The organism is Mesorhizobium sp. BHscii (assembly GCF_053848065.1).
This window is the reverse complement of the sequence record NZ_JBSPKW010000002.1, coordinates 56,352-74,543: the sequence shown is the minus strand read 5'-3', so window position 1 is coordinate 74,543 and position 18,192 is coordinate 56,352. Positions and strand designations below refer to the sequence as shown.

The window sequence follows — 18,192 nt, the reverse complement described above, 5'->3', positions numbered from 1 at the left end:
TCTGGAACGGGTCGAAATCGGTATTTCGTCTTCGGTACTATCAGGTTTTCAACACTATTGTCTATTTCGCGCCGAGCCTGGCCAGCACGGCCTTGGGGATGTTGTATTCCCGGATCACTGCGTCGTGCTTGCGCAAGCCGCACAATTCGCGCTGGATGAAATAGCCGTGGACGGCCTCCGCCGCGTCCCTGAGCAGCCGGGCACGATGTTCGCCATCGTCGCCATGTTCACGCAACCTCGCCAGCGTTTCATCCACGCGGCGGCCGGCACGGCCGAGCGCCGCCGCCTTTTCGCCGAGGATTTCATGGCCGAGCAGGTCGAGCGCGCTCTCCTGCGCTCCCGACCGTCCGAAATTCGATGGCATTCGCACCGACATGCTCCACTCCGGTTTTGCTGAATCCTGGGCCTACTCCGCCGGCCGCGTCTCCTCCAGCACGCTCTCCTCGTTGAACAGGAAGCCGCCGGACTGCCGCTTCCACAGCCGCGCATAGAGCCCGTCGAGCGCGACCAGTTCGTCATGCGTGCCTTGTTCGACGATACGGCCGCCGTCGAGCACCACCAGGCGGTCGAGTGCCGCGATGGTCGACAGCCGATGCGCGATGGCGATGACAGTCTTGTTCTCCATCAGCCTCGCCAGATTTTCCTGGATGGCCGCCTCGATGTCGGAATCGAGCGCCGACGTCGCCTCGTCGAGTATCAGGATCGGCGCGTCCTTGAGGAAGACGCGGGCGATCGCCACGCGCTGGCGCTGGCCGCCAGACAATTTCACGCCGCGCTCGCCGACAAAGGCCTCATAGCCCTGGCGATCACGATTGTCGCGCAAGTCGAGGATGAAGTCGTGCGCCGCGGCCTTCTTCGCGGCCGCGACCACTTCGGCGTCAGTTGCTTCGGGCATGCCGAGCTTGATGTTGTCGCGCAAGGAACGGTGGAAAAGTGCGGTATCCTGGCTGACGACGCCGATATTGGCGCGCAGCGAATTCTGCGTGACCTTGGCAACATCCTGCCCGTCGATGGTGATCTTGCCGCGCTCGAGGTCGTAGAGGCGCAGGATCAGATTGGCGAGCGTCGTCTTGCCGGCGCCGGATGGCCCGACCAGTCCGACCTTCTCACCCGGCCGCACGACGAGGTCGATGCCGTTGAGCACGCCGAACCCCTTGCCGTAGTGGAACTCGACCTTCTTCACGTCGATGCGGCCGCCGACCACGACAAGCTCCCTGGCGTCGGGCGCGTCGGTCAGGCCGAGCGGCTGGGAGATCAGCGCCTTGGAGTTTTCCAGCACGCCGAGATTCCGCAGGATACCGTTGAGCTGCATCATCAGTCGGCCGAGCAGCATGTTGAGCCGCAACACCAGCGGCAGCGTGAAGGCGACGGCGCCGACGGTGATCGAGCCTTCGACCCAGAGATAGACCGCAAAACAGGCGATCGCGGTGATCATGATACCCGACAGCGTCGTCAGCGCCATGCGCACGCCGGTCAGCCTGCGGGTGAACGGCCGCAGCGCGTCGAGATAGATATCGAAACCGCTCCTGATGTAACGGTCGTCGCCATCAGCCGAGAACAGCTTCAGCGTCTGCACGTTCGAATAGGAATCGACGAAGCGGCCGGTGATCATCGAACCGGCCTCAGCTGTCTGCTCGGCATGCTTGCGGATCGCCGGCAGATAGCGCTTGGCCAGCCAGCCGAAGGCGGTGATCCAGATCACCACCAGCACCGCCAGCCTGAGATCGAGGCCGGCGACCAGCACCAGCGTCGTCACCGTATAGACGATCATGAACCAGACGACCTCGATGAAGCTTTCCATCAAATCGCCGGTCGCCTGCCCCGCCTGCCAGACCTTTGTGGCGATGCGGCCGGCGAAATCGTTCTGGAAGAAGTCGTAGGATTGGCGCGAGACATGGCGGTGCGCCTGCCAGCGCACCAGATTGTAGAAGCCGGGGGTGATCGTCTGCTCGTCGACCAGCGCCGCCAGGCCGACGACGATGGTGCGGATGACCAGCACCACGGCGGCCATGAAGACGAGTTCGGGACCGGCGGCGGTCCACAGCGTGTCCCAGCTGCGCTCGCCGGGGAGCTGGTCGAGAATGTCGACCAGCCTGCCGACGAAGTAGAACAGTCCGGCCTCGACCAGCGGCGCGATACCGCCGATGACCAGCATGGCGAAGAAGGCGACCTTCGCCTGGCCGACATAGTGCCAGAGGAAACCGCTGACGCTGATCGGTGGCCGAAGGTCCGCGGGCTCCCTGAACGGATAGACCCAGTTCTCGAACCAGCGATAGACGGCAATCATCATTCGGCGGCCATCATTCTGCTGCCCTCATTCTGCTGCTTGACCCTTGATGATGGCATCGTTGGCGGCGGCACCGTCGTCGAGCAGGAAGCCGCCCGACTGGCGCTGCCAAAGCTGCGCATAAAGCCCGCCGGCGGCGACGAGTCCCTCATGCGAACCTTCCTCGATGACGCGGCCCTTATCCATGACGACGAGCCGGTCCATCGCCGCGATGGTCGAGAGCCGGTGCGCGATGGCGATGACGGTCTTGCCCTGCATGAGCTTGTAGAGGTTCTCCTGGATCGCCGCTTCGGCCTCGGAATCGAGCGCAGACGTCGCTTCGTCGAGGATGAGGATCGGCGCGTCCTTCAGCATAACGCGGGCAATGGCAATGCGTTGCCGCTGGCCGCCGGACAATTTGACGCCGCGATCGCCGACATGCGCATCGAAACCCGTGCGGCCACTGGCGTCCGAAAGCCTTGATATGAAATCAAGCGCCTCGGCGCGGCGAGCTGCCTCGACCAGCATCTCGTCGCTGGCGTCCGGTCGGCCATAAAGGATGTTCTCGCGCACCGAACGATGCAGCAGCGAGGTATCCTGCGTGACCATGCCGATCTGGGCGCGCAGCGAATCCTGCGTCACCGCCGCGATTTCCTGGCCGTCGATCAGGATCTTGCCGCTCTCGAGATCGTAGAAGCGCAAGAGAAGGTTGACCAGCGTCGACTTGCCGGCGCCCGAGCGGCCGACGATGCCGACCTTTTCGCCCGGCTTCACCGTCAGCGACAGGCTTTCGATCACGCCCTTCTGTTTGCCGTAGTGGAAGCGGATGTCCTCGAAACGGATCTCGCCCTTGGTCACGGCAATGTCCTTGGCCCCAGGCCTGTCTTCGACGAGGCGCGGGAGCGAGATCGAACTGATGCCGTCCTGCACCGTGCCGATATTCTCGAACAGGGTGGACATTTCCCACATGATCCATTGCGACATCCCCCACAGCCGAAGCACGAGGCCGATGACCAGAGCGACGGCGCCGATCGTCACCGCCTGGCCGAGCCACAGCCACAGCGAGATCGCGGTGACCGAAAACAACAGCAGCGAATTCAGGATGTAGAGCAGGCCGTAGAGCTGCGTCACCAGCCGCATCGACCGGTAAACGGTATCGAGAAAGCCGGCCATGCCTTCCCGCGCGAAGGACGCCTCGCGCCGCGCATGCGAGAACAGCTTGACCGTCTGGATGTTGGAGTAGCTGTCGACGACGCGGCCGGTCATGGTCGAGCGCGCATTGGCCTGCTCCTCGCCGACCTTGCCCAATCGCGGGATGAAATAGCGCAAGAGCAGGATATAGCCGGCAAGCCAGACGGCAAGCGGTGCCGCCAGCCGCCAGTCGGCCGATCCGACAATGAACAGCATGCCGAGGAAATAGACCACGACATAGTTGAGCACGTCGATGAGCTTGATGACGCATTCGCGCACGGCGAGCGCCGTTTGCATCAGCTTGGTCGCGATGCGTCCGGCGAACTCGTCCTGATAGAAGGCCATCGACTGCTTGAGCAGGTAGCGATGCACCTGCCAGCGGATACGCATCGGATAGTTGCCCATCAGCGTCTGCTGGTTGAGGAGCGCATGGAACCAGACCGTCGCCGGCAGCGCGAAAACCACGATGAAAGCCATGCCGGCGAGCTTCCAGCCCTCGGTCTGCAAAAACGTCTCGCGATTCTGTGCCGACAGCCAGTCGACGATCCGGCCCATGAAGCCGAACATCCACACCTCGGCAAGGGCGATAGCCGTCACCAGCGTCGCATCGACAACGATGTAGGGCCAGGCGCCGCGCGTATAGTGCACGCAGAAGGCGATCAGCGTCTTCGGCGGCTCGACCGGCTCCTCGGCAGGGAACGGATCGAGCCTTGTTTCAAACCAGCGGAACATTGTCTTGGTACTCATATGCTTCTTTTCGCTCACACGGCGCGGAGCGCGTGGCATCCTTGGGGCGCGTAGCGCCATGGGATCGCGTGGCGGCAAGGGCCGGCGTCCCGGAATCACTCGGGCCGCCGGTCCTGCTTCGCGCAATATAGGATGTCGCGGGCTTTTCGCCGACAGGCTCGCTTGACGATCCTGACAGTGCTGTGTCGACGACCCGGAGTTTCGCGCCGGTTTTTGCGCCAGGCCGGATCAGCCCGATGATCCGGCGCACCAGCGACGGCCGGCTGCGGTCGGGAACCGCGCGCGAGAAATCGACGTCCGGCAGCATGCCGCGATGCGGGCGCCGGCGTGTCTCGGCGTGAGCCGCAGACGAATAGGTTTCGCCGATCAAAAGCGCCCATGTCGCCATCCTGCGCTCGTGCAGGCTTCTTGAACCGGGAATTTTGCAGGGATCGAACATCGGTCCGTCCTCCATGTGAAAATACAGAAAAAAGTCCGGCTTGTTCGCGGGCCAATGGCCGGCGAAAGGCAGGGATTGAACAGAGGCGTGTTCAGGCGGGGCGTTCAGCCCCTTCGACAGCTTGAAAAACATCGCAGGATTCCTTCGAAGGCCGAAAAAGGGTTTCGGCTAAGAATCGGTGCGATCGAAGTCTAAAAGGTCAGGAGAATCGTCGTACCGAAACCGCCGGCAGGCTGGTAAGCCCACAAGAGGGGCGCTGGATGTACATGATCATCATGAATTACCCCTCCATCGGTTCGGGTTGACAATGCCCGGCGTATAACCAACTTCGCAGAAAATGACCACCCGCCAGTCCAGCAATTTCCAAAACCGCGAGCCTGCTGTGGCCGATCTGCCACTTATTAGAAGGATGCGGAAATGAACAACCGTCTCCGCATCGCGCTCTACCAGCCGGATATCGCCGGCAACACCGGAACAATCCTGCGCTTCGCCGCTTGCCTCGGCCTCGGCGTCGACATCATCGAACCGGCCGGCTTCCTGCTCTCCGACCGGGCGCTGAAACGGGCCGGCATGGACTATCTCGAACTGGCGGCTCTGACCCGGCATGTCGACTGGCACGCCTTCGAGAACTGGCGCAGAGGCGAAGCGCGGCGGCTGGTGCTGCTGTCGACCAGAGCCGCGAACACCTACACCGATTTCGCGTTCGCCGACGCCGACATTCTTTTGTTCGGCCGCGAATCCGCAGGCGTGCCGGATTCTGTCCACGAGGCGGCGGATGCGCGACTGATCATCCCGATGCAGCCGGGCGCGCGCAGCATCAACGTCGCGCTGTCCGTCGCCATGGTGGCCGGTGAGGCGAACCGGCAGCTCGGATAGCATTCGCAGACCCTCAGTTGGCGCAGCGAACACGGCCGCTTTCTGGCCGACGAGCGCACCCTCTCTTGTTATTCTCACCCAGGCGCACATCGCCTTCTCCTGCGGTTTGCATGTCCAGGGTTTCTTCGTTACAAGCTCAACTTAACTTGAGGTCAAGCGGAAAATTCGAATGGCGGTGACGGAACTGACGGTCGGCCAGGTGGCGACGCGAAGCGGGGTGGCGGTATCGGCGCTGCATTTCTACGAGGCGCGCGGACTGATCCGCAGCCACCGCACATCAGGCAACCAGCGGCGCTACGGCCGCGACGTGCTGAGGCGTGTGGCGATCATCAGGATCGCGCAGGAGGTCGGCATCTCGCTGGCCGAGATCGGTGCTGCACTTGAATCGCTGCCTGAGGGTCGCACACCGACGCGCGAGGACTGGAACCTGCTTTCAACGGCCTGGCGCGACCAGCTCGATCAGAAGATTGCCCAGCTGAAGAAGCTGCGCGACGGGCTGACCGACTGCATCGGCTGCGGCTGCATGTCGATCGACAAGTGCCCGCTGCGGAACAAGGAAGACCGGTTGAGCGCCCAAGGCCCAGGAGCAAGGCGGTTGTTGGTCGCTCGTTAATCTGCCGCCGGCAATCGCCTGATGGTGAACTCGATCACGTCGCCCGGCCGCTCGAACCAGCTTTCGATCTCGGTCCAGTAGGCCTGCTTGGGAAAGCGCTCGAACCACTCCTTCGCCTTAAGCCGCGCATCGGAGCGCGGCAGGACGAAGGTCTCGCGCAGGAACCCGTCGCGTGGCATGCGCCCGCGCTCGGCGCGCGAACGGTCGAGCCTCTTCTTCAGGCCATCCAGCGGCGGTCTTGCCGGGGTGCGCACGAAAGAACTCCATTCACACTTGACCCTTGCACCTAAGAGATTAGGGATCGCGGCCGGAAAAGACGAGTCATTTGTCGGGGTACGCGCCCCACAGTCGGAGACAGCATTTGCAACGACCCGAAATACCGGCGGGGCTGCCGGCCGACATCGAACAGAAGAAGATGAAGGCGCGGCTGTGGTTCGAGACGTTGCGCGAGCGCATCTGCGCCGCCTTCGAGCAGATCGAGCAGGACCTGCAGGGGCCGCAGGCCTCATGGTCGCCCGGCCGCTTCGAAAGGACGCCGTGGGAGCGCGACGCCGGCAAGGGCGGCGGCGGCACCATGTCGATGATGCGTGGCCGCGTTTTCGAGAAGGTCGGCGTCCACACCTCCACCGTCTATGGCGAGTTCTCGCCGGAGTTCAGGAAGCAGATGCCGGGCGCCGAGGAAGACCCGGGCTTCTGGGCGAGTGGCATTTCGCTGATCGCCCATCCGTGGAACCCCAACGTGCCGGCGGTGCACATGAACACGCGCATGGTCGTCACCTCGCGCCAGTGGTTCGGCGGCGGCGCCGACCTGACGCCGGTGCTCGACCGTCGCCGCACCCAGGACGACCCGGACACGGTTGCCTTCCACAGGGCCATGCGATTCGCCTGCGAGAAGCACGCTGGCGTCGCCGACCACGCAAAATTCAAGGCCTGGTGCGACGAGTATTTCTATCTGCCGCATCGCGACGAACCGCGCGGCACCGGCGGCATCTTCTTCGATTGGCTGCATTCGGGTGAGGACAAAGGCGGCTGGAACGCCGATTTCAACTTCGTCCGGGATGTCGGGCGATCTTTTCTCGTCGTCTACGGACATCTGGTGCGGGCCAATTTCAACGACAACTGGACCGACGGCGACCGTGAAGAACAGCTCATTCGCCGCGGCCGCTATGTCGAATTCAACTTGCTTCACGATCGCGGCACTATCTTCGGACTGAAGACCGGCGGCAACGTGGCCTCGATCCTGTCCAGCCTGCCACCGGAAGTGAAATGGCCGTAAAATCTCGGTGAGTTGGACGTGAGTCGCAATCAGGTCCAAATCGTTTGATTTTGGCGGCGAATGTGGCGCGCAGAATATCTTTTTCGTCTAATATCCAATTGAAAAAGCAAGACTATTTTTCGTTCCGGGCCGGGAAACGCCGGCGGTTCATCCTCCCCTAGAACCGCGACCCGACGCGACCGGACGGCCCATGATTGAGTGGGGCACCTTCCCAAAATGGTGCCCTCATTTTCCAGGAGAGCATGCCATGCGCAAGCTTATTATGTCGGTTGCGGCTGCTGCCGTTCTTGCCTCTGGTGGCGCTGCCTTCGCAGCGGTCAAGCACACCACGGGCACGGTCAAAACTTATGATGGAACAACCATGAGTCTTGTTCTGGATGACGGATCTGCCTTTACGCTGCCCAAGGCCTTCAAGAATCCTGGCCTGAAGGCCGGCGAAAAGGTCCGCGTTTCGTGGGACATGAGCGGCAAGCACAAAATTGCCGAGGCAGTCAGGATCGTGAAGTGATCGCCTGCTCGCTGGAGCAAGACGAGGTCTTGCCTCCGGGGTAGCGTAAGAGGGCGGAGCAGCGCAGCTCCGCCCTTTCGGTTTCTCGCGCATGACCCCGAAAACCGCTTCCGGTTTTCGGAAGGATCATGCGCAGATGACAAAACGTTGGAGCGTCCTTTACGCGTCCACCGGACGCGCGGCGCTCTAACGCAACCAAAACCATTCGATCGTGTTATGCTGGCTCGGCCAGCGCATGACCCGAATGCCGATTCCGGTTCGCCAGGGATCATGCGTCGATCAAGGTGTGGAGCTTCCGTGTCAGAGCAGATGCGGCGCTCCGAGGAGGAAAAAGGGAGAATCCGATGAAGGAATTCCACTGCGGCTCGCTCGTTCCGGGTTGTGACTGGCATACGCGCGCCGACGAGGAAGCCGAGATCATGCGTCGTGCGGTCGAGCACATGCGTGAGACGCATGGCGAGACGATCATCCGCGAGACGATGATCGAAGCCATCCGTTCGCGCATCGAAAAGCCCCGCGACGCGGCCTGACAATGTCTAAGAGACTGTTTCGAAATTCGCTCTGGCGAGTCATATGGTGGTGGTTTCGAGAACCGGAGCGCAGCGGACATTTGGGTCCGTGAGTACCGGAAGCGCAGAAAACGCCATCAGATGGCCGCCAGAGTAGAGTTTCCAAACGTTTTCTAACTTTCGAGTGCTTCTGCGGCGCGCTCGAGAAGTGCGCCGCGATCCAGCGCAAAGCCGGACTCGACCCACTCGTTTTCGAGGTTCTTCAAGGTTGCGCCGAGTTTCGGTCCGGGCGACGCGCCAAGCGTCGTCAGATCGGCGCCCTTGAGCGGAAAGTCAGGCTTTTTCCATTTTCCGGCGAAGGCGAGCAGGCGCGAGAAGCCGCCGGCTTCGAGCAGCGCGTCATTGTCCTCGACGGCGCGGCCTCGAGCGGAAGCGAGCGACAGCCGTAAGCGATCGACAAGGCCCTGATGATCGCCACGATAGAGCCGTTTTGCGAGTTCCGCTTCGGTCGTCTTCGGCTCGACAGGCGCTGTCAGCGCCCACTGCCTGAGACGGCCGGCATCGCTGACGGAGAATCTCAGCCGCTCGGCGAGCGTCTTCAGCCGCGCGGCGTCCGGCGGCACGATCGCTTCCAGCCTGAGCAGCGGGTCCGGCGTCCAGCCTAGATCCCTCTCGGCCCTGGTCAGCGCATGGATCGCATCGATGCCCCATTTCTCGGTTTCCGGCAGAACCCTGGTGAGCACGCTGGCCTGGCGCATCCACAGCAAGGCGCGCGATGGATCGGGGGCCGACAGCAGCTTCTTCAGCTCGGACCAGACGCGCTCGACCGAGAGTTGGCCAAGCCCCTCCTTGAGCCGGGCGCAGGCCTTCAGCCCTTCGGCATCCGGCCGGCCGTCGCCATACCAGGCGAAGAAGCGGAAAAAGCGCAGGATGCGTAGATAATCCTCGCGGATGCGCGCCTCCGGATCGCCGATAAAACGCAGCCGGCGCGCCTCGATGTCGGCGACGCCGCCGACCAGGTCAACGATCGTCCCGTCGGCCTCGGCATAGAGCGCGTTGATGGTGAAATCGCGCCGTTCCGCGTCGGCCTTCCAGTCGCGTCCGAACGACACCTTGGCCCTCCGTCCGTCGGTCTCGATGTCGGCGCGCAGCGTAGTCACCTCGAACGGCTTCCCGCCGGCGACAATCGTGATGGTGCCGTGCTCGATGCCGGTCGGCACGGCCTTGAAGCCCACCGCCTCGGCGCGGCGGATGGTTTCATCAGGCACGGTCGTGGTGGCAATATCGACGTCGGCGACCGGCTGGCCAATGAGCGCATTGCGCACCGCGCCGCCGGCGACACGCGCCTCCTCGCCGCCATCCGCCAGCGCCGCCAGCAGGCGCTGCAGGTGCTTTTCGCCGAGCCAGTCGGCTTTGCCCGCGAGCGACACCCGGCCGCTCACGTATAGAGCCTTTCATATAGCGTGCGGATGATGCCGGCGGTGACGCCCCAGATGCGTTGTCCGTCATAGGGCATCTCGTAAAAGACCCATTCGAGGTCGTTCCACATGCGGCTTTCGCGGCCGTGGTTCGCCGGGTCCATGAGGAAGCGCAGCGGCACTTCGAAGGCGGCGTCGACCTCCTCGGAATTCAGCGTCAGTGAAAAATCCGGCCGCACTATTCCCAGCACCGGGGCGATGCGGTAGCCGCTGCCGGAGACGTAATCAGGCATGCGGCCGATGATCTCGACCCGGTCCTGGCCGAGCCCGATCTCCTCGAATGTCTCGCGCAATGCCGCCGCCTCCGGGCTCGGATCGGTTGGATCGATCGTGCCGCCCGGAAAGGCCACCTGCCCCGAATGGTTTCGCAGCTTTTCCGCCCGTTTGGTCAGCAGAACCGTGGCATCGCGACCGTGATCGACCACCGGGATCAGCACGGCGGCATCGCGCAGCGCCTTTGCGAGCTTCAAACGCGGATGGCCGGGGTTGAATCGATGGTCGCCATAATCGTCGGCGGCATGCGCCAGGGGCTGCGCCGCGACGCGGGCGCGAAAATCCTCGGCCGAAAACGGCGCCCGCGTCACTTGGTCCATAGCGTCACCTGGTCCACCATACCTGCCGATCATGCACTCAGCCGCTGCAGTTTTTCCGCGGGCATTATCGGATAGACCGCGCCCTTCGAGCGGACGGCAAACATCCTTCTGCCGCCGACATCAATCTCTTCGCCATGCTCGACCAGTTCGTACATGACTGGCCGCGCCACCAGCGCTTCCAGCCGTCCGCGCACCAGCACATAGGGTTTCAGGCCACCGGTCGCGTCTTCATCGACGAAGCGTAGCGGATGGTCCGGTCCGGCCTCGACCACGTCGCCGACATTGGTGCGGAAAGTGATGACTTGGCCATCGCCGGTGCCGGAAACGTCCATCTCGACGGCGATGAAGGGCGCGTCGACGACGCGGATGCCGACCCTTTCCACCGGTGTTACAAGATAGGTCTTGCCGTCTTCGTCCTTGCGCAGCACGGAGGAAAACAGCTGCACCAACGGCATGCGGCCGATCGGCGTGCCCTGGTAGAACCAGGTGCCGTCCTCTCTGATCTCCATGTCGAGATCGCCGCAAAAGGCCGGATTCCAGCGCTCAACCGGCGCCGGCCCCTTGCCCGCGCGGGCGGCACGCGAGATCAGTGCCTCCAGTCCGCACGCCTCGGTGGCGGCCGTCAGGCTCTCTTCACGATCGTCGGCGCGTTCTGTCATGGTCACGAAATAGTCACTGTTGTTCCGCTTGTCAGCCTAAGCCAGTGATTTAAGTTCAAAGACAGGCGCCATGCGAGGCCGAATCGCGGCACTCTGCAGCGTCGAAGGTGCAAGCCGGTATCTCCAACGAGAAGGATCGATGCTGCATGAGCGTGATGGTCAAGGAAAGCCCGATCAGCGAAAAGGACATGATCGCCCAGGCCGAGACGGCGCTGGCCGACATTTCCAGGGTTCGCGATGGCGTCGGCCGCGTCATCTTCGGCCAGGAAAGCGTCGTCGAACGCACGCTTGTGGCGCTGCTCGCCGGCGGCCATGCGCTGCTGGTCGGCGTGCCCGGCCTCGCCAAGACCAAGCTGGTCGAGACGCTGGGCATCGTGCTCGGCCTCGATTCCCGCCGCATCCAGTTCACGCCTGACCTGATGCCGTCCGACATTCTCGGCTCCGAGGTGATGGAGCAGGACGAATTCGGCAAGCGTTCCTTCCGCTTCATCTCCGGGCCGATCTTCGCGCAGCTGCTGATGGCCGACGAGATCAACCGCGCCTCACCCCGCACCCAGTCGGCGCTGCTGCAGTCGATGCAGGAATACCACGTCACCATTGCCGGTGTCCGCCACGACCTGCCGGCGCCCTTCCACGTACTGGCGACGCAGAACCCGTTGGAGCAGGAAGGCACCTATCCACTGCCCGAGGCGCAGCTTGACCGCTTCCTCATGCAGGTCGACATCCTCTATCCGGAAATCGAGGCGGAGCGCCGCATTCTTCTGGAAACCACAGGCATCGAGGACGCCAAGGCGCAGAACGTACTGCAGCCGGCGCGGCTGAAGGAGATCCAGACCCTCATTCGCCGCATGCCGGTGCCGGAAAGCGTCGTCGAGGCGATCCTCCAACTGGTGCGCTCGGCGCGCCCCGGCCAGGGCAATGCCGAGACCGACAAGCACGTCGCCTGGGGGCCAGGCCCGCGCGCCAGTCAGGCGTTGACACTGTGCGCCCGCGCCCGCGCCCTCTATGACGGACGGCTGGCGCCGTCGATCGACGATATCAGAGCGCTGGCCGAGCCTGTGCTGCAGCACCGCATGGCACTGACCTTTGCCGCCCGTGCCGAGGGCACGACCGTGCGCGACGTGGTGGCGAAACTGGCAAAAGGCATCTGATGGCGCGTATAGGCGAGGCCCAGGCACCGGCGGCGACGCGTGACGCGCTCGCCCGCGGTCGGTTGCGGGCGTCGCTGGTGCCGGACCTGCTGGTCGAAGCACGCCGCATCGTCAACACCGTGATCGCCGGCTGGCACGGCCGCCGCAAGCGGGGCATCGGCGAGAATTTCTGGCAGTTCCGGCCCTATGTAGAAGGCGATTCCTCACGCGTCGACTGGCGCCGCTCGGCCCGCGACGACCACGTCTATGTGCGCGACCGCGAATGGGAGGCCGCCCATACGGTGTGGCTGTGGGCAGACCCCTCGCCTTCCATGCTCTACAAATCGACCGGCGCCACCGTCTCGAAGGAATCCCGCGCGCTGGTGCTGGCGCTGGCCATGGCAGAGCTTCTGTCGCGCAGCGGCGAACGCATCGCCTGGCCCGGACTGACCGATCCGTTTACCGCCCGCAACGGCGCCGAGCGCATCGCAGCACAACTCACCCATGCCGGCGAATTGCCGGCAAAGCCCGATCTGTCCGCCATCCGCCGCTTCTGCGACATCGTCATCGTTAGCGACTTCCTCGATCCGGTCGAGGACACCATCGCCTGGCTCGACGTGCTCGCCCGCCACGGCGTGCGTGCCCATCTGATCGAGGTCGCCGACCCCGCCGAGGAGAGATTCCCCTATGCCGGCCGCACCGAGTTCACCGATCCCGAGACCGGCGACAAGCTGACCGCCGGCCGCGCCGAAACGCTGGGCGATGATTACCGACTGCTTTACATCGCCCGCCGCCAGGAGCTGACCGACTGGTGCAAGCGGCTCGGCTGGAGCTTCACCGTCAACCACACCGACCGTCTCGCCTCCGATGCGCTGGTGCGTGTCCACATGGCGATGACCGTCGATGACAGCTCAGCCGGGAGGATCCGCGCATGAGTTGGTTGCCGCTCTCCTTCGGGGCGCCGATGGTGCTGTGGGGCCTTCTGGCACTGCCGGTGATCTGGTGGCTTTTGCGGTTCACCCCGCCCAAACCGCAGACCGAGGTCTTCCCGCCGCTGAAGATCCTGGCCCGGGTGCTGAAGCGCGAGGAGACGCCGCAACAGAGCCCGTGGTGGCTGACGCTGCTCAGGCTGCTGATGGCGGCTCTTATCGTTACGGCGCTGGCCGAACCCGTCTTCAACCCGCGTGAAAGACTGCCGGCCGAGGGTGCCGCTCTTGCGCTGGTCATCGACAATGACTGGGCAAGTGCCGCCGACTGGGGCCAGCGCGTCGCCACTGCCGAACGGCTGATCACCGATGCCAGCTCCAACGACGTGCCCGTTATCATCGCCTTCACCGCCGAGAAGCCGAACGCCGAGATCGGTCCCTTCGACGCCGCCACCGCGCTCGACCGGCTGCGCGCGGCAAAGCCGCGGCCGATCCCGACCGACCGCCCTGCTGTCTACGCCCGCGTCGCGGCAACCCTGGAGACCTTGCCGGGCGCCAGTGTCGCGGTGCTCGCCGACGGTCTGGCGGCGGAAGGCGACGAGGCCGCCTTCAACACGCTTTTGTCGAAGAACGCCGCCCGTGTCGTCTGGGCCGCCTCCGACCGGCCTAGCTTGATCGGCCTGACCGGCGCCGACAACCAGGTGGACGGCTTCGAGCTGACCGCCATCCGCGCGCTGAGCGATTCGACCCCGGCTCAGGTGACCGCCGGCGCCTTCGACGACAAGGGCCGCCGCATCGCCGACGCCACGCTGACCTTCTCGCCGGGCGAATCCACCGCCACCGGCACGATGGCGGTGCCGTTCGAACTGCGCAACGACTTCGCCTCGATCGCGCTCGACGGCCAGCGGCAGGCCGGCGCCGTCCGCGTGCTCGATGAGAATTCCAAGCGCCGTCGCGTCGGACTGCTGTCGCAGGCCGAAGCCGACCAGGCGCAGCCGCTTTTGTCGCCGCTGTACTACATCCGCCGCGCGCTGCAGCCCTTCGCCGATCTGACTGAGCCGTCGAGCGCCGACCTTGCCGACGCCATCCCGCAGCTCCTCGACCAGAAGCCGGCGATGATTGTCATGGCCGATGTCGGCACCATTCCGGAGCAGGTGCGGCAGAGGCTGGTCGACTGGGTCGACAATGGCGGCACGCTGGTGCGGTTCGCCGGCTCGCGGCTGGTGGCCGCCGGCAATGACGACGACCTGCTGCCGGTCAGGCTGCGTACCGGCGAGCGTTCGCTCGGCGGCGCGTTGTCATGGACGACGCCGCAGCCGGTCACCGACTTCCCGAAGACCGGTCCCTTCTCCGACCTCGCTCCGCCCGCCGAAGTCACCGTCACCAGGCAGGTGCTGGCCGAGCCGACGCCCGACATCGTCGAGCGCACCTGGGCCACGCTTGCCGACGGCACGCCGCTAGTGACCGGGATGAAGAAGGGCAAGGGCACGCTCGTCCTGTTCCATGTCACGCCGGAGGCGACCTGGTCGAACCTGCCGATCTCCGGCAGCTTCGTCGAGATGCTGCGCCGCATCGTGCAACTGTCACGCAATCAGGGTGCAGCGGTCGCCAATGCCGAAGCCGCCGCCACCTCGCTGGCGCCCTACCGCATGATATCAGCCGACGGCACGCTGGTGCCGCCGACGCCGGATGCACGGCCGCTGGTGCCGGGCGCCGGCCCGCTGCCGGTGACGTTCGAGAACCCGCCTGGTCTCTACGGCTCCGAAACCGGCGTCCTCGCCCACAATCTGCTCAATGCTGAAAGCAGATTCGCACCGCTGGTCCGTCCTCAGATCACCGTGCCGGTCACCACCATCCAGTACGCCTTCGACGAATCGCACAATTTGAAGGGCCCGCTGGTGGCGACGGCCCTTTTGCTGATGGTGCTCGACACACTGGCCGTGTTCTGGATGGGCGGCCTGTTCTCGCGCCGGCCGCGCCGCGCCGGCACGGCTGCTGCAACCACAGCCGCTCTGCTGATTGCGCTCGGCGCGCTGGTCGGCCACACCGACATCGCCCGCGCCGACGATTCCAAACCCGGCGACGAGCGGGCGATCGAGGACATTTCGAAGACCCGGATCGCCTATGTGCAGACCGGCGAACGGAGCGTCGATTCGATCAGCCAAGCCGGGCTGGAGGGCCTGACCCGCTTCCTGATCGAGAAGACCGCGCTCGAGCCGGGGGCGCCGGCGAGCGTCGATATCTCGAAGGACCAGCTGTCCTTCTATCCCCTGATTTACTGGCCGATCGACCCTGCCGCACCGATGCCGAGCCAGGCCGCGATCGGCCGCGTCGACGCCTATATGCAGCAGGGCGGCACGGTGCTGTTCGACACGCGCGACCAGTTCGCCACCGGCATCGGCGCGGATTCGGCTAGTCCGGCGACCGAGCGGCTGCGCGATATCCTCGGCAATCTCAACGTCCCGCCGCTGGAACCGGTGCCGTCGGATCATGTACTGACGAAATCCTTCTATATCCTGCCTGAGTTTCCCGGACGTTTCGCCGGCGGCCCGCTCTGGGTCGCGGCGTCGCTCGAAGCCACCAACACCGAGAACCGCCCGGTGCGCACGGGCGACGGCGTCTCGCCGATCATGATCACCGCCAATGATTTCGCCGGCGCCTGGGCGGTCGACGAGAATGGCGACCCGCTTTTGCCGACCGTGCCCTCAGACCCGATGCAGCGCATTTATGCGCTACGCGCCGGCGTCAACATCATGATGTACATGCTGACCGGCAACTATAAATCCGATCAGGTGCATGTGCCGGTGCTGCTCGAACGGCTGGGGCAGTAAGCCATGAACTGGTCGCTCGCCTTCGAACCGCTCATCTCCTGGCCGCTGCTCGGCTTGGTGCTGACGCCGCTGTTGCTGCTGGCATTGGTCGGTCTCTGGTTTCGCCAGCGCGGCGCGGTCTTCCGTCTCGCCGGCCTGCTCGCGCTGGCTGCGGCCCTGCTCAACCCGGTGTTCCTCGACGAAGAGCGCGAGGCGCTGAAAAGCGTCGTGGCCGTCGTCGTCGACCGCAGCCAGAGCCAGGACATTGGCGAGCGCACCAAGCAGACCGACGAGGCGCTGGCCGGGCTTCAGCAGCGCCTTGGCCGCTTCAAGCAGTTCGATGTCCGCGTTGTCGAGGCCGGCAAGTCGGAAGCCGCCGAGGAGCGCACCGAAACGCGGCTTTTCGGCGCGCTTGAAAGCGCTTTCCGCGACGTGCCGCCTTCGCGCATCGGCGGCGCCATCATGATCACCGATGGCGAGGTGCACGACGCCCCTGGCGGCACACCCGACTTCAACGCCCCGCTGCACGCGCTGATCACCGGCAACGACCAGGAAAAGGATCGCCGCATCCGCTTCGAGAATGCGCCGCGCTTCGGTCTGGTCGGCAAGCCGCTCGAAATGACCTATCGCGTCCTCGGCACCAACAACGAGGCCGGCTCGGTCGACGTGCGCGTGTCGGTCAATGGCGAGCAGGTTTCGGTCGAGCGCGCCACCATCGGCCAGGCCATGCCGCTGCAGGTGACCATTCCCGGCGCCGGTCGCAACATCGTCGAACTCGCTATAAATCCCGAGCCCGACGAACTCACCGACACCAACAACCGCGCTATCGCGCTGATCGACGGCATCCGCGAGAATTTGCGCGTGCTGCTGGTCTCCGGCGAGCCGCATGCCGGTGAGCGCACCTGGCGCAACCTTCTGAAATCCGACGCCTCGGTCGATCTGGTCCACTTCACCATTCTGCGGCCGCCGGAAAAGCAGGACGGCACGCCGATCAACGAATTATCGCTGATCGCCTTCCCGACGCGCGAGCTGTTCGTCGAGAAGATCAAGGATTTCGACCTGATCATCTTCGACCGCTATCAGCACCGCGACGTGCTGCCCATCCTCTATTACGACTACATCGCCGAATATGTCGAAAAGGGCGGCGCGCTGCTGATCGCGGCAGGCCCCGAATATGCCGGCGAAAGTTCCATCGCCCGCACGCCTTTGATGTCGGCACTGCCGGCGATGCCGACCGGAGAAGTCGTCGACAAGGCCTTCTATCCGCGCCTCACCGAGCTCGGCCAGCGCCATCCGGTGACGCGCGGGCTCGACGGTTCCGCCACCGAGCCGCCGCACTGGAGCCGCTGGTTCCGCACCATCGGCGTCGAGAACCCCGAGGGCGAGGCGGTGATGAAGGGCGCCGACAACCGTCCGCTGCTCCTGCTCGACCGCAAGGGCGAAGGCCGCGTCGGCATGTTTCTGTCCGACCAGGGCTGGTTATGGGCGCGCGGCTTCGAGGGCGGCGGCCCGCATGTCCAGCTCTATCGCCGCATCGCCCACTGGCTGATGAAGGAGCCTGAACTCGAGGAGGAGCGGCTGACCGCCGACGGCCGCGGCATGATGCTGGAAATCCGCCGCCAGACGATGAGCGACGATCCCGGCCCGGCGCAGATCATCACCCCGTCCGGCAAGGCGATGACCGTCAAGCTAGAGAGAGCCGAACCCGGCGTCTTCCTGGGCAGCATCGAAACCAGCGAGATCGGCCTCTACCAGGTCGGCAATGGCGATCTGAAGGCGCTTGCCCATGTCGGCCCGGTCAATGCGCCGGAATTCACCGACGTCGTCTCCACCGAGAACCGGCTGAAAGCGCCGGCCGAGGCCACCGGCGGCAGCGTGCGGCGGCTGGCGCAATCGTCGGCCCTTGGCAACCTCACCGGCGGCGTGACGCTGCCGTCGGTCGTCCCGGTCCGCTCCACGGGCGCGGCCGCCGGCAACGACTGGATCGGCCTGCGCACCACCGACGACAGCGTGCTGAAGGCCGTCTCGCGCGTGCCGCTGTTCGGCGGGTTCCTCGGTCTCGGCCTGCTGCTTCTGGCATTAGGCTCGATGTGGTACCGCGAGGGGCGGTAGCGCAGCGGTTTATCCTTCTCCTCTTGTGGGAGAATATGGATTGGCGCGCAGCGCCAAGA

At 64.6% G+C, this 18,192-nt stretch carries 17 protein-coding genes; 9 read left to right on the top strand and 8 right to left on the bottom strand.

Going from position 1 to position 18,192, the window contains the following annotated elements; translation table 11 throughout:
* Nucleotides 1-61: 61 nt before the first annotated feature.
* Genes ACWTU7_RS03095 through ACWTU7_RS03080 form a run of 4 tightly spaced genes read right to left on the bottom strand, consistent with a single transcriptional unit; the run spans nucleotide 62 to nucleotide 4,643 of the window.
* Nucleotides 62-376, bottom strand: a complete 315-nt coding sequence (locus tag ACWTU7_RS03095; protein WP_029349917.1) for a DUF6665 family protein — start codon at nucleotides 374-376, stop codon at nucleotides 62-64.
* Nucleotides 377-406: 30 nt separating this feature from the next.
* Complete coding sequence (locus tag ACWTU7_RS03090) at nucleotides 407-2,290, bottom strand: ABC transporter ATP-binding protein (protein ID WP_455837940.1); 1,884 nt, start codon at nucleotides 2,288-2,290, stop codon at nucleotides 407-409.
* A gap of 24 nt (nucleotides 2,291-2,314) precedes the next feature.
* On the bottom strand, nucleotides 2,315-4,189 hold the full coding sequence (locus tag ACWTU7_RS03085; RefSeq protein ID WP_455838009.1) for an ABC transporter ATP-binding protein: 1,875 nt from the start codon (nucleotides 4,187-4,189) through the stop codon (nucleotides 2,315-2,317).
* Nucleotides 4,173-4,643 (bottom strand): hypothetical protein, encoded by a 471-nt coding sequence (locus tag ACWTU7_RS03080; RefSeq protein ID WP_455837941.1) that lies wholly within the window; start codon nucleotides 4,641-4,643, stop codon nucleotides 4,173-4,175. The genes ACWTU7_RS03085 and ACWTU7_RS03080 overlap by 17 nt, the downstream gene beginning before the upstream one ends.
* Before the next feature lie 417 nt (nucleotides 4,644-5,060).
* Between ACWTU7_RS03080 and ACWTU7_RS03075 the strand changes: the two genes are divergently transcribed.
* Nucleotides 5,061-5,519 carry a tRNA (cytidine(34)-2'-O)-methyltransferase gene (locus ACWTU7_RS03075; RefSeq protein ID WP_455837942.1) on the top strand — a complete coding sequence of 153 codons (459 nt, stop codon included), beginning with the start codon at nucleotides 5,061-5,063 and terminating at the stop codon, nucleotides 5,517-5,519.
* Between the two features lie 169 nt (nucleotides 5,520-5,688).
* Nucleotides 5,689-6,132, top strand: coding sequence for a redox-sensitive transcriptional activator SoxR (soxR, locus tag ACWTU7_RS03070; protein ID WP_029349905.1), 444 nt, complete (start codon nucleotides 5,689-5,691; stop codon nucleotides 6,130-6,132).
* On the opposite strand, the gene ACWTU7_RS03065 is transcribed toward soxR, so the two are convergent.
* Entirely contained in the window at nucleotides 6,129-6,386 is a 258-nt protein-coding gene (locus ACWTU7_RS03065) for a hypothetical protein (RefSeq protein ID WP_455837943.1), read from the bottom strand. The genes soxR and ACWTU7_RS03065 overlap by 4 nt on opposite strands.
* 107 nt (nucleotides 6,387-6,493) lie before the next feature.
* Here ACWTU7_RS03065 and hemF point away from each other — a divergent pair, with 107 nt between their 5' ends.
* The 3 genes from hemF to ACWTU7_RS03050 all read left to right on the top strand — a co-directional run bounded on the left by hemF (nucleotide 6,494) and on the right by ACWTU7_RS03050 (nucleotide 8,446).
* Nucleotides 6,494-7,408, top strand: a complete 915-nt coding sequence (hemF, locus tag ACWTU7_RS03060) for an oxygen-dependent coproporphyrinogen oxidase (RefSeq protein WP_029349902.1) — start codon at nucleotides 6,494-6,496, stop codon at nucleotides 7,406-7,408.
* 247 nt (nucleotides 7,409-7,655) lie between these two features.
* Nucleotides 7,656-7,916, top strand: a complete 261-nt coding sequence (locus ACWTU7_RS03055; protein ID WP_029349900.1) for a DUF1344 domain-containing protein — start codon at nucleotides 7,656-7,658, stop codon at nucleotides 7,914-7,916.
* Nucleotides 7,917-8,260: 344 nt separating this feature from the next.
* On the top strand, nucleotides 8,261-8,446 hold the full coding sequence (locus tag ACWTU7_RS03050; protein ID WP_029349897.1) for a DUF1059 domain-containing protein: 186 nt from the start codon (nucleotides 8,261-8,263) through the stop codon (nucleotides 8,444-8,446).
* A 152-nt stretch (nucleotides 8,447-8,598) separates the two neighbouring features.
* Here the strand turns inward: ACWTU7_RS03050 and ACWTU7_RS03045 are convergent, their stop codons facing one another.
* Genes ACWTU7_RS03045 through ACWTU7_RS03035 form a run of 3 tightly spaced genes read right to left on the bottom strand, consistent with a single transcriptional unit; the run spans nucleotide 8,599 to nucleotide 11,155 of the window.
* Nucleotides 8,599-9,867, bottom strand: a complete 1,269-nt coding sequence (locus tag ACWTU7_RS03045; protein WP_455837944.1) for a CCA tRNA nucleotidyltransferase — start codon at nucleotides 9,865-9,867, stop codon at nucleotides 8,599-8,601.
* A complete protein-coding gene (locus tag ACWTU7_RS03040; RefSeq protein ID WP_455837945.1) occupies nucleotides 9,864-10,496 on the bottom strand; it encodes a CoA pyrophosphatase in 633 nt (210 codons plus the stop codon). Before ACWTU7_RS03040 ends, ACWTU7_RS03045 begins: the two co-directional genes overlap by 4 nt.
* Before the next feature lie 29 nt (nucleotides 10,497-10,525).
* The gene (locus ACWTU7_RS03035; RefSeq protein WP_128340725.1) at nucleotides 10,526-11,155 is read right to left on the bottom strand and encodes a DUF1285 domain-containing protein; all 630 of its coding nucleotides are present in this window, start codon (nucleotides 11,153-11,155) and stop codon (nucleotides 10,526-10,528) included.
* A 146-nt stretch (nucleotides 11,156-11,301) separates the two neighbouring features.
* Between ACWTU7_RS03035 and ACWTU7_RS03030 the strand changes: the two genes are divergently transcribed.
* Genes ACWTU7_RS03030 through ACWTU7_RS03015 form a run of 4 tightly spaced genes read left to right on the top strand, consistent with a single transcriptional unit; the run spans nucleotide 11,302 to nucleotide 18,133 of the window.
* Nucleotides 11,302-12,306, top strand: coding sequence for an AAA family ATPase (locus ACWTU7_RS03030; RefSeq protein WP_455837946.1), 1,005 nt, complete (start codon nucleotides 11,302-11,304; stop codon nucleotides 12,304-12,306).
* Nucleotides 12,306-13,220: a DUF58 domain-containing protein gene (locus tag ACWTU7_RS03025; protein WP_455837947.1), complete on the top strand. Its 915-nt coding sequence runs from the start codon at nucleotides 12,306-12,308 to the stop codon at nucleotides 13,218-13,220. The genes ACWTU7_RS03030 and ACWTU7_RS03025 overlap by 1 nt, the downstream gene beginning before the upstream one ends.
* Nucleotides 13,217-16,042, top strand: a complete 2,826-nt coding sequence (locus ACWTU7_RS03020; RefSeq protein ID WP_455837948.1) for a DUF4159 domain-containing protein — start codon at nucleotides 13,217-13,219, stop codon at nucleotides 16,040-16,042. Before ACWTU7_RS03025 ends, ACWTU7_RS03020 begins: the two co-directional genes overlap by 4 nt.
* A 3-nt stretch (nucleotides 16,043-16,045) precedes the next feature.
* A complete protein-coding gene (locus tag ACWTU7_RS03015; protein WP_455837949.1) occupies nucleotides 16,046-18,133 on the top strand; it encodes a hypothetical protein in 2,088 nt (695 codons plus the stop codon).
* Nucleotides 18,134-18,192 lie beyond the last annotated feature (59 nt).